The 13,036-nt window shown below is 31.0% G+C and carries 6 protein-coding genes; 5 read left to right on the forward strand and 1 reads right to left on the reverse strand.

The window, feature by feature from the left end; all coding sequences use genetic code 11:
* Positions 1 to 8 precede the first annotated feature (8 nt).
* From PHEL85_RS04545 to PHEL85_RS04550, 3 genes are all read left to right on the forward strand, one after another.
* Positions 9 to 2,156, forward strand: coding sequence for a T9SS type A sorting domain-containing protein (locus PHEL85_RS04545; RefSeq protein ID WP_162179428.1), 2,148 nt, complete (start codon positions 9 to 11; stop codon positions 2,154 to 2,156).
* Between the two features lie 26 nt (positions 2,157 to 2,182).
* On the forward strand, positions 2,183 to 2,353 hold the full coding sequence (locus PHEL85_RS17920) for a hypothetical protein (protein ID WP_200882312.1): 171 nt from the start codon (positions 2,183 to 2,185) through the stop codon (positions 2,351 to 2,353).
* A gap of 358 nt (positions 2,354 to 2,711) precedes the next feature.
* Positions 2,712 to 10,418, forward strand: coding sequence for a choice-of-anchor D domain-containing protein (locus PHEL85_RS04550; RefSeq protein ID WP_036821634.1), 7,707 nt, complete (start codon positions 2,712 to 2,714; stop codon positions 10,416 to 10,418).
* Positions 10,419 to 10,507: 89 nt separating this feature from the next.
* Here the strand turns inward: PHEL85_RS04550 and holA are convergent, their stop codons facing one another.
* Complete coding sequence (gene holA, locus PHEL85_RS04555; protein WP_036821636.1) at positions 10,508 to 11,509, reverse strand: DNA polymerase III subunit delta; 1,002 nt, start codon at positions 11,507 to 11,509, stop codon at positions 10,508 to 10,510.
* A 17-nt stretch (positions 11,510 to 11,526) separates the two neighbouring features.
* Between holA and PHEL85_RS04560 the strand changes: the two genes are divergently transcribed.
* Together PHEL85_RS04560 and PHEL85_RS04565 are read left to right on the forward strand one after the other, a co-directional pair.
* Positions 11,527 to 11,970 carry a type I restriction enzyme HsdR N-terminal domain-containing protein gene (locus PHEL85_RS04560; protein WP_036821639.1) on the forward strand — a complete coding sequence of 148 codons (444 nt, stop codon included), beginning with the start codon at positions 11,527 to 11,529 and terminating at the stop codon, positions 11,968 to 11,970.
* A 67-nt stretch (positions 11,971 to 12,037) separates the two neighbouring features.
* Positions 12,038 to 13,036 (forward strand): glycosyltransferase family 2 protein, encoded by a 999-nt coding sequence (locus PHEL85_RS04565; protein ID WP_036821641.1) that lies wholly within the window; start codon positions 12,038 to 12,040, stop codon positions 13,034 to 13,036.

Genomic DNA, 13,036 nt, shown 5'->3' on the forward strand with positions numbered 1-13,036 from the left:
TGAAAATTATGAAAAAAAATTATTTTTTAGCTTTTTTAAGCATGCTTTTTAGTGTTACTTTTCAAGCACAAGTAACATATACTGGAAATGGTAATACTGGGTTTGGGGGTACTGTAGGTGCTTCTAATCTTAACGTTTCTGATGATGGAACAACAATTACTTTTGATTTTTCAAGGGGATCTGATCTCCTTTCAAATGCTGTAGTAATTTACATTGATTCTAAATCTGGAGGTTTCTCAGACACTACAGGTTTTAATGATTCTGGAGATGGACTCAGAACAGCTATTTCTACAAATAATAATGCTGGTAATAATCCTTCAATTAATTTTCCTGTTGGTTTTACAGCTGATTTTGCTATAGCATTTGATGCTAATTTTGGTGCTTGGTTTACTTTAGCTAGTGGTGTTTCTCATACATATGGAACTGATGGTACAGATGGAAGTGCAAACCTATCTCCCACTGGAGATAATGCAGCTGCAACACATACATTAACAGTTGATTTTTCTGAATTAGGAATAACAGCTAATGATAAGTTTGATTTTGTAGTTTCTTATATAGCTACTTCTGCGTGGTTGTCTGATGAAGTGATAGGTGATATTTCTTCTATTTCTCCAGGTACTGGTGCTGGTGTAAATCCTGGTCCAGATGGTTCTATAACATTTTCAGATAGCAAAAGCTACCCAAATACTTGGACAGGAACAACAGATAATGATTGGGCAACAGGTACAAACTGGACTGAAGGAATTCCTGCTTCAACACATAATGTTTATATTCCTGTAGTTACAAATCAACCAACCGCGACTTCTGCAGTCGCAATAAATAGAGCTACTTTAGATGCAGGTGCTTCTTTAATTGCTCAATCTACATTTACTGGCGCAATAACTTATAATGTACATGTTGGTGATACTGACTGGCATTTAGTTTCTTCACCAGTTGTAGGAGAAGGTTATGATGACACTTGGGTTACAAATAATGGAATTGCTTCTGGTTCTGTTACAGCAACAAATAGAGCAATTGCAACTTACCAAAATGGTACTGCTGATGGAACCACAGGTCAATGGGTGTACATGCAAGGTGGTGCAAGTGGAACTTTTGGAGACGGTGTAGGTTATTCTTTAAAAAGAACTGGAGCTGGAGAATATAGTTTTACAGGAACTTTCCCAACTACATCTCCAGTTTCTCCAGCTATTACGCAAGATGTAAATAACTGGAATTTAATTGGTAACCCTTATCCTTCTTATATTGATATCGCTGCTTTTATAACGGCTAACAGTAGTAATTTATCTGCAGGTTTTCAAGCTATTTATGTTTGGAATGCTTCAACAAGTTCTTATGATGATTTAACAACTGGTTATGTACATCCAGGTCAAGCATTTTTTGTAAATTCTAATGTTGCAAGTGGAACTGCTTCTATTACTGAAGCAATGCAAAGTCATCAATCAGGAATTACCTTTTACAAAAGTTCTAATCCATCAATTGATTTAACAATTTCTAATGGAACAAGTACTAAAACAACTCAAATTAATTATTTAGATGGTAAAACTACAAGCTTAGATGCTGGTTTTGATATTGGTATTTTTGATGGAGTTTCATCAGATTTAAGAATCTATTCACATTTAATTGAAAATGATGAAGGAATTTCTTTTAGAAGACAAGCTTTACCAGATAACGATTATGAAAATTTAGTTGTTCCTGTTGGAGTAAAATCGGAAGCTGGCAAAGAAGTTACTTTTAGCATAAATGCCAACAACTTACCAGAAGGTATTAATGTGTATTTAGAAGACAGACAAGAAAATACATTTACACGTTTAGATGAAGCTAACAGCAATTTTAAAGTAACATTTGAAAATGAGATAAATGGTACTGGACGCTTTTATTTACATACAAATTCTAGTGCTTTAAATGTTAATACTGATGTGATATTAAATAGTTTAAGCATTTTTAAATCGAATGATACAACGTTAAGAATTGTTGGTTTACCACAAGGAAAAACCTCAGTTTCTTTATATAATATTCTTGGAAAACAAATGATGCGTATTTCTTTTGAAGCTAGTGGAGTTAAAGATATTTCTTTATCAAAATTAGCAACTGGTATTTACTTTGCAAAAGTGCAAACTGAAACAGATAAAGTAAGTAAGAAAATAATTTTAGAATAATAACGAGAATTTTAAAACGAAACATCATGAAAAAACAGACAAACAATAATAAAGAAGAAATTACTCGTAAAGATGCTATTAAAAAAATAGGAAATTACGGTAAATACGCAGCTTTAACCGCACTTGGAACTTATCTAATCCTTAGTCCTCAAAAAGCTCAAGCTCAAAGCCCAGAATCTCCAGGTACAGGATTCTAAAATCAAATTAATTAACAAAAATTTAAACGTCCTGAAAAGATTCAGGACGTTTTTTTGTTTGCTATTTAGTAAAATCTTAAAAGTTTAATTTTATATATTTATGTGACTTTTTATAAAAAACTGTTTCTTATGCATATAAGACAGATAAAGTATTATTGTACAAATCAATAACATAAGCTATATTTACATTAAAGATTAACAATAAAGTTTCTGTTTTGTTAATTTTAAAAATATATTTAATTTATGGGAGTTAATGTACTTTTTAATTAATAAACTTGTTTTATTAATTATTATATGTGTGTTTTTTTAGAATTGTATTTATCCCCCCTAAATTTGGTTAAAAGTAATTTCACAAAAAATGAAAAAAACAATAAAAGTAGTTTCTGCAAAAAAAAGCAACCTAAAAGCTTTTAGTAAAAAATCTATTTTACTATTTATATTTATTCTATCAACTTTTTTAAGTTTTTCGCAGATAACATCGTATCCGTATAATATGAGTTTTGAAGCTGCTACTGATATAGTTACTGTAGTAAATTATTCTAAATGGGTTAACCCTACTTCAGGAGATGATTTTAATTGGACAAGAGATTCTGGCGGTACACCATCTAATAATACAGGACCAACAACGGGTTCTGTTGGGAATTGGTATATGTTTACAGAAATGTCTAATCCAAGAAATAATGGTGACTTTGCTTATTTACGAAGCCCTAGATTTAATGTAACTTCTTTAGCAAGTGCTTATGGTGTTTATTTCGATTTTGACTATCACATGTATAGCCAAACATTTGCAAACATGGGTATTTTAGCTTTGCAAATACGTGTAAATCCTACTACTAATCCTGCTTGGACTGAAATATGGAGTGAAGAAGATAATCATGGAAATCAATGGAATACTGGATCTATTGATATTAAATCACATGTTACTAGTGCGGTTGCAGGTGCTGGTTTTATACAATTTAGATTTGTAGGTACTAAAGATACTAGTTGGCAATCTGATATGGCATTAGATAATATTAATTTATATGAGACTTTTCCTTCATCAGAAATTGACGTAAAAGGAAATGGAGTTTCTATTACAGATGGAGATACAACTCCATCATTAACTGATAATACAGACTTTGGTTCTATCTCTTCTGGTTCTGTAACAAAAACATTTACTATAAACAACACGGGTCTTGGAGCATTAACAATTAGTTCTGTTTTAGTCTCTGGCTCTACAGATTTTTCAATAACTGTAAATCCAACATCACCTGTAGCTCCAACAAGCGGTTCTACAACTTTTGATGTTGTTTTTGCTCCTACTACAGATGGTACAAAAGAGGCAATCATAAGTATTTATAACAATGATGATGATGAAAATCCATACACATTTGCCGTTCAAGGAGTAGCTTCAGCTTTAGATACTGATGGAGATGGCATACCAAATAACGTAGACGTAGATGATGACAATGATGGTATTTTAGATTCAATAGAAACTAACTATTCTACTACAGAGCCGTTATCCTGTGAAGGTCTTTCAATAGTAGATTTTGGTAATTCATATACATTTGAATCTGGTTCAGATAATGGTGATTTTAATGAAGGAGATATATTTAGGTTTCCGAATGTAATAAATATAGATGGAAATGATATAGACTGCCTTGTCACAATTTCTGAAATTTATACAGAAACAGGCAATACTACAAGTATTCCTGAACTTGATGATGGAGATGGAGATGCTGCATTTTTTCCACAAACTCGGTTTAATTTAGGTGAAGATGGTAATCAAACTTATGTAGAATATATTTTTTCGTTTGTTGATGCTGGTACAACAACTCCTTATATTTTAAATGAATTTAGTGCTAGTTTTAATGATATTGATGGTAATTTCAATATAGCAGAACAATGTTGGTCTTTAAACCCTAGAACATATATTCATGATAACCCTACAGATTTAACATTTGAACAACAAGGAAATTGGTTTATTGGTACCGGTGGATTTTCAGACTACGGTGGTGTAACAAGTGATTTTCCACAAGTTAACTACACCACAGTACACCCGGCCTCTATTTCTTATACTATAAGAGTAGGTTTAATTGCTAGAGATGATAATATAGGAAATACGACTAGATTACATAAAATAGATTTTAGTTGTAACTCTTCATATCTAAACCCTATTACTACCCATTTAGATACAGATGGAGATGGAATTCCAAACTCTTTAGATTTAGATTCAGATGGTGATGGTATCCCAGATAATATAGAAGCACAAACAACAATAGGATATATTGCACCTTCTGGCCAAGATACTGATGGTGATGGTCTTGATGATGCATACGATGCAGATTGTGCTCCTTGTACGGATACAGTAGAACCTTTTGAAGGACCAATAACTGGCCAAACAATTTCTCCTGTAAATACAGACGGAACAGATAATCCAGATTATTTAGATTTAGATACAGATAATGATGGGATTGATGATACAACTGAAGGTAGCTTAACCCTTTCAGGAATCTCAGGTGCTAATGGTTTAGACAGTAATTATGATAATGGAGATGATTATACAGATGTAAATGGTAATTTTGATGATTCTCAAAACAATAACTTCCCAGATGAAGATGGCGATGTTTTTGATGGTGGAGATGTAGATTACAGAGATGACACAACAACTTTTGACAATGATGGAGATGGTATAAAAGATGATGTAGATTTAGATGATGATAATGATGGTATTATAGACACAGTAGAATTTGGTGATGGTGCAGCTTGTATTGTACCTGGTACTTTAATTTGGGAAACTGAATATACAGGAAACCCAAATAGCACTAATGCTACAGAAGGAGATGATCCTTCAGAAGAAAGTCCTTTATCAGTAAGTAATGTTGGTATTACAATTACAAAAGCAACAGGTTTAACTAGCTATAATTATAGAGTAAATGATAATGTAAATACTGCAAGTACATATAACTTATTACAAGAAGCAATACCTAATGGTGCATCATCACATACATTTACTTTTGATACACCCATCTATGGTTTAAACTTTACAATCTATGACATAGATGCTAACGGAAACTTTACAGATAATGTAGAAATAGTTCTAACAGATTTTAATGGTGGAAACTATACATTACAACTGGCTAATTATTCTTTAGGAGCAGGAATGCAAAATGTAACTGGAAATATTTTTGAAGGTACAGGAAATAATAATGGCAATCTAATTATCAATGCAATTCCAACTTGGATTAGCAAAATGAAAATTGTCTTTACAAATACAAAAACAGATGCTCCAACTGGAAATCATGATATAGCAATAGGTAATCTATCATTTTGTACGCCTCTAGATTCTGATGAAGATGGTGTTTTTGACTTTAGAGACTTAGATACAGATAATGATGGAATACCAGACAATATAGAAGCACAATCTACCAAAGATTATATAGCACCAACTGGCGTTTATGATGCTAATGGTATAGATACAGCTTATGGTGAAGGACTTACACCAGAAAATACTGACGAAAATGCTGCTGTAGGTTCTGATTCTATACCAGATTATTTAGATTTAGATTCTGATGGTGATGGTCTTTATGATATTGTAGAATCTGGTAGTAATTTAGACCATACAGATGGAAGAACAGACAATCCAGTTGGTGCAAATGGTTTAGATGACGACTTAGATACTGCAGATAATTATGCAGACATCAATGGTATTTTTGATAATACACAAACAGATAACTTTACAGATGCAGATGGCGATTCAAATAACGCCAATGGCGATGTAGATTTTAGAGATAATTTAATTGGTGTTGATACTGATAATGATGGTATTTTAGACATAACGGATTTAGATGACGATAATGATGGAATACTAGATACTATAGAAAGTGGTGTTTATGATATTGATGGTGATGAAGATGGCGATGGCACACCAAACTTCCTAGACACAACTGATGATGGTGATGCTGGAGATGGCAGTACCACTGATTACACAGACTCAAATAACGATGGTATTCCAGATGTGTATGACGCAGATAACGATGGCGTTCCAAATCACTTAGACATCGATTCAGACAATGATGGGATCCCAGATAATGTAGAAGCGCAAACATCAATTGGTTATATTGCTCCTTCTGGGGTGGATTCTGATAGTGATGGAATTGATGATGCTTATGATGAAAATTGTACACCTTGTGGAGGAATAACTGGTCAGCCAATTGTTACTCCAATAAACACAGATGGATTAGATCCTGCAGATTATTTAGATTCAGATTCAGATGATGATGGTGTTCCTGATATTCAAGAAAATGGATTTTCATCTGGTGTGTTAAGCGGTGTAGATTCTGATGGAGATGGATTAGATGATAATTTTGAAGGTTCTGATGTATTAGATGGTTATGATGTAAATGATGAAATCAACAACCCTGCTACAGATTTACCTGATACAGATGATGACATACCAAATGGAGGTAATGTAGATTATAGAGACAATACAGAAGATCCAGTAGTACCTGGTGTTGCAAGTAATCTTTTATGGCTTAGAGCAGATATTGATGTAACTGGAACAACCTCTGTAACCGAATGGTTAGATCAAGCTAATGATATAGCCTTAATAGCAGAAAATACAATCGGTACGGGTCCTGAAAAAATTGATACCGGCCTTAACTTTAATCCAACTTTAGAGTTTGATGGAACAGATGAGTACATGTTTATCGATGGAGGTATTTTAGGGAATAATGTACAAGTAGATGATATTTGGGTATATGCCGTAAGTTTAACAAACGTAGATGATTATGTTTATAATACATCTCAAGGAACTGGTAATACAAGGTTTTACTTTTTAACACCAAATCAAAATAGTGAATTCGCTTTCAAATTTGGGTCTGCTGACGCAATAACAACAAATTGGGGAGCAAATACTGGCGAATTTAATTTATGGAATGCAGGTAGTAGTACAAGTACCTCTACTCCTTCTAACTCAAATAAATCACTTTATAGAAATGGTTTAGAACTTGCTACAGATAATATTGCCGCATCAGTTGTTAGTAATAGTAGTCAGGATTTTTATTTAGGTTCTCGAAATGGTACTCAAAATTATTTAGATGGAGAGGTTGCAGAAATAATGGTTATGGATGCTGTTCCTTCTCCAAAAGAGCAACAACATATACAATCGTATTTAGCAATTAAATATGGGATTACTTTAGATCCTTCAGATAATTATGCTACAATTACAGAAGGAGATTATTTACTTAAAGATACAAATACAAAAATATGGGATTATGCTGCAAACATGATTTATCATAATGATGTTGCTGGTATTGGTAGAGATGATGCTATGGTATTAAACCAAAAACAATCTAAATCTATTAATAGTGATGCATATATTACCATAGGTTTAACTGCTATTGAAACAAGTAATCAATTAAATGCAAATACATTTGCAAGTAATAAAGACTTTTTAGTCTGGGGTAATAATAATGGTAGTGTTGCTCCTGGCAATGTTACAGAAACAGAACTTATTTGTGCACCAGAAAAGACGTTAGCAAGAACGTGGAAAATAGTTGAAAAAGGAACTGTTGGCGCTGTTAAACTTGGCGTTGAAAAAGAAATAATAGATGCTGCACTTATTACTGCCAATACTGTTAAAGTCTTTAAAGTTGCAGACGACGCTGCTTTTACAACAAATATAGAATACATCGCTTTAAATGATTTAAATAATCAGACTATAAATGGTGAAGTAAACTATACTATTACTTATAATTTCAATGGCACAAAATATTTTACATTTAGTGAAATAAATGGTATTTTCTGGAATGGAAATTCTAATTCTTGGTTAGGTGGAAACGGTGGCTCTGGAAAACCAAGTACAAACGCTGCTGATAGAGATAAAGTAATGATTATTGATTCTGAAACAAGCCTAACACATGCAACACTAGATCAAAGTGCAGAAGTAGAATGTGTTTGGGTAAAAGGAAACTCTAAATTAATGGTGCCTAATGACTATTATTTACTTTTAGATGAAGATTTTATTTTAGATGGTGAAATTAGATTAATTGGAGATGGACAATTAATACAAACGCATACAGGAGTTTCTAATGTACAAGGTAGTGGGAAAATATTTAAAGATCAACAAGCTTTAGTACCTAATATTTATAGATATCATTATTGGTCATCACCTGTTAGAGAATTTGGTTTAAATACATTTAGAGTTGGTGAAGTTATGAAGGATGGTAACATTCCTACATCAGAAACTTCTGGAATTGTAGATATTGATTGGGTTAGTGGTTATGATGGTGGAACAGGTACTCCAATAAAAATAGCACCTTACTGGATATATACAAATTTAAATGATATTGGAGATGGTTCTGCATGGCAACACAAGTATGAAACTGGAGCAATAAAGAGAGGTCAAGGATATTCTATGAAGAGCACAGGTGTAGTTGGACAAAACTTCACTTTTGTAGGCACACCAAACGATGGTTCTATTGCTTTTAATATTAATACTGCAAGCACAAGTTTATTAGGTAACCCTTATCCAAGTGCTTTAGATACTTATGAGTTTATTAGTGAAAATAATCATATTATTGATGGTACTTTATACTTTTGGGAACATACTGGTGAAGATGAAAATACTATTGGTAGTGAAGGGCATAATTTTCAAGGGTATCAAGGAGGATATTCTCAAAGAAATTTAACAATGGGAATTGCAGCTAACGGAGTTGAAGCTGTAAATAGTGAAACTTTTGATTGGGAAACTGCAACAGATAATGGAAATGATATTACACAAACTGTAGATGGCATTACTGCAACTGTAACTACTACAAATTTAGATGGATTAGATTTAGTTAACGCTAGTGGAGAAAGTGGCACTTCTGGTAATGTTATTACTATGTCTAGTGACTTAACTGAATTAGGTTCAATAACAGTTACTTTTAGTGAACTTGTAAATTTATCAACTATATATATTTATAACGATATAACTCCTGGAAATCCTGATCCAATAGATTTAGATATAACTATAACTGGCGGAGATTCATCAGTAAACGCAACTTTAACTGATAAAACTGGAGATTTAATAAACCTAAACTGGAATGATATAACTTCAATAAAAATATCTAGCGCTAATTTTACAGATTTTAAAATAGCTTTAGACGATATTATATACACTAAAGGTGGTATTACTTTAGGAGATGGAGAATACCATGCTCCTGGTAGATATATGGCTGTTGGACAAGGTTTCTTTACTTCTTCAGTAACAGCTGGTGAAATAAGATTTGAAAATTCTCAAAGGGATTATAAAAATAATGATTTTGAAAATGCAGGAACTTTTTTCTTTAAAAACAATAAAAAAAGTGCTGAAGAAGAAAAAGATGAAGTAGATGATTTTATAGAATCTTTACCTATTATTAAATTAGGTTTTGGTTACTCAAATGAAAATCAAGTTGCTCTTCATAGACAAATTGGTATTTCTTTTTATGAAGAAAATAGTTTTAAGTTTGAAAACGGTTATGATAGCGAAATATATGACCTTCATTCTACAGATATTTATTGGAATCATGAAGATATCGCTGATAAAAAATTAATTATTGCTGGTGTTGGTCAAATTACTAATGAATTAGAAGTTCCATTAACATTACAAATAGATACAGATAAAACTGTATTCTTAACAGTTGATGAAAAAGCTAACATTAATATACCTTTCTATTTATTAGATAAATTAACAAATACTTATTATGATTTATCAGAAAAAATAGAACTTGACCTAGAAATTGGAACTTATAAAGAACGTTTTTATCTTAGCTTTAATAGTGAAGCAGCTTTAAGTTTAGAAGAAAATAATATTCTAAATAAAGAGTTATCTATCTTTATGGATAATGAAAATGAAGAAATATCAATTCAAAATTTAAACAATTTAGAAATTTCAAAAGTAGAATTATTCAATATTCTTGGTCAAAAAGTTAAAGGTTGGCAAAATCTTGAAAAAGCTACCTTACACAAATTAAAAGTTGATAAACTTTCATCAACCATATATATTGTTAAAGTAAAAACAGAAAAAGGAATTCTTACTAAAAAAATATTGATAGAGTAGTTTTCAATATTCTTACTTATAAAAAAAGAGCAGTTTAAAAACTGCTCTTTTTTATATAATAAATTCTTTAATTAGATGAATAATTTTATTTAATGCAAAATCTTAAATAATAATTCTTTTAAAATATCTCTTTGAGATTGACTAGCTCCTACTCCTTTGCTTTTTACATCAGCATCTCTTAATGTTGCTATTACTTGTGCAACTTTACGCATTGGATAATTTCTGGCTGCTAAAAAATATTCATCTACAAAATAAGGACTTACTCCAATAGATTTTGCCACAGAATTTTTAGATTTATCTTGTAAACCATGAAACATCAATAATTGTGTAAAAAAACCATTCAATAGAGAAATAGTCATTACTAAAGGATTATTCTTAGGGTTTTCTGCAAAATAATTAATAATCCTATTTGCTTTTACAATGTTCTTCTCTCCTACTGCTTTACGTAATTCAAAATTATTAAAGTCTTTAGAAATACCTATATTTTCTTCAATATGATGATCATTTATAATGGTTTCTTTAGGCAGAATTAACATTAACTTATCTAATTCATTAGATATTTTACTTAAATCAGTTCCTAAAAATTCTACTAACATTTGAGATGCTTTTGGCTCAATTTGATATTTTTGTCCACTTAAAACTCTACGAATCCAGTCTGAAACCTGATTTTCATACAATTTTTTACTTTCATATATTAGACCTGTTTTGGCAATTGCTTTGTGCAATTTTTTACGCTTATCTAGTTTTTTATATTTATAATTTAAAACTAAAACAGTTGTTGGTTGTGGATTCTCTGCGTAAGAAACTAACTTTTCAATATTCCTACTTAAATCTTGTGCTTCTTTAACAATAATTACCTGTCTTTCAGACATCATAGGATAACGCTTAGCAGAAGAAACAATATCTTCTATACTTGCATCTCTTCCATACATTATCTGCTGATTGAAACCTTTTTCTGCTTCATCTAAAATATTATCTTCAATAAAATCAGAAATTTTATCAATGTAATAAGGCTCCTCACCCATTAAAAAATAGATAGGTTTAATATTTCCTTTCTTTATATCTGAAACAATGTTTCTTATCTCGTTCATTTTCTTACTTTTGATTGATGCAAAAACTCAATCTACCAACTTATAATTTCAAACTCAAAAGTAGCGAAAATAAGACGCTTATTTTTGATAAATTGAGAAAAAAATATATGGTTTTAACTCCAGAAGAATGGGTTCGTCAACATTATGTGTATTTTTTGATTGAAGAAAAAAAATATCCTACTTCATTAATTGCCTTAGAAAAACAATTAACTATTAATAATCGCAAAAAAAGAACAGATATTTTAATTTTTAATAAAGAAGGAAACCATGAAATTATTGTTGAATGTAAAGCTCCTTCTATAAAAATCACACAAGATACTTTTGATCAAATTGCACGTTATAACTTAAAACTAAAAGCCAATTATTTGATTGTAACTAATGGTTTAGAGCATTTTTACTGCAAAATGGATTTTGAAAATGAAACTTACATTTTCTTAAAAGAAATACCTGATTACAAATAATAAAAATCACTTTTTAATTAAGACAACTTTATATAAAAAGTAATTTTTAAAGTGTAATTTTGCACTCTTGAAAATAGCAATCGTCATATTAAATTGGAATGGTCAAAAACTGTTAGAACAGTTCTTGCCATCTGTAGTGAATTTTAGTTCAGAAGAAGCTGCCATTTATATAGCAGACAATGCTTCTACAGATTCTTCAATTGCTTATGTTCAAAATAATTTCCCTTCAGTTAAAATAATTAAAAACAACGTAAATGGTGGTTATGCTAAAGGCTATAATGATGCTTTAAAAGAAATTGAAGCAGATATTTATTGCCTATTAAATTCTGATGTTGAAGTTACTGAAAATTGGTTAAAACCAATTATTAATGTTTTTAAAAGGGATGAAAACACAGCAATTATTCAACCCAAATTATTAGATTTTAAAGATAAAACGAAGTTTGAATATGCTGGAGCTGCTGGTGGTTTTGTTGATTTATATGGATATCCTTATTGCAGAGGTCGTGTTTTTAATCATTTAGAAACAGATGAAGGTCAATTTAATGATACAACAGATATTTTTTGGGCTTCTGGTGCGTGTTTATTTATTCGTTCTAAAGTATATCATCAATTAGGAGGTTTAGACGAAGATTATTTTGCGCATCAAGAAGAAATTGATTTGTGTTGGCGAACACAAAATAATGGCTACAAAATAAAATATGTGGGTGCTTCTACTGTTTATCATGTTGGTGGAGCAACTTTACAAGAAACAAATCCACAAAAAACATATTTAAATTTTAGAAATAGTTTGCTAAACGTAGTAAAAAACGTTCCTAAAAAATGGTTTTTATTTGTAATTTTTTCACGTTTACTTTTAGACGGAATTGCAGGAATCAAGTTTATGATTGAGTTAAGACCAATACATACTTGGGCTATTTTAAAAGCACATTTTAGTTTTTATAAAAACTTCAATAAGTTTCTAAAAAAGAGAAAAAAACTATCAAAAAAACAAAATTATAATCTACACACAAGTATTGTTTGGCAATATTTTGCTCTTGGTAGAAAAAAGTTTAAGGATTTGAAATGA

The organism is Polaribacter sp. Hel1_85, from assembly GCF_000766795.1.
In the GTDB taxonomy this organism is placed as follows: domain Bacteria; phylum Bacteroidota; class Bacteroidia; order Flavobacteriales; family Flavobacteriaceae; genus Polaribacter.

Coding starts and splice junctions, on each gene's coding strand:
- PHEL85_RS04545 (WP_162179428.1), top strand. CDS start 9: ATGAAAAAAAATTATTTTTTAGCTTTTTTAAGCATGCTTTTTAGTGTT.
- PHEL85_RS17920 (WP_200882312.1), top strand. CDS start 2,183: ATGAAAAAACAGACAAACAATAATAAAGAAGAAATTACTCGTAAAGAT.
- PHEL85_RS04550 (WP_036821634.1), top strand. CDS start 2,712: ATGAAAAAAACAATAAAAGTAGTTTCTGCAAAAAAAAGCAACCTAAAA.
- holA (WP_036821636.1), bottom strand. CDS start 11,509: ATGAACGAGATAAGAAACATTGTTTCAGATATAAAGAAAGGAAATATT.
- PHEL85_RS04560 (WP_036821639.1), top strand. CDS start 11,527: ATGCAAAAACTCAATCTACCAACTTATAATTTCAAACTCAAAAGTAGC.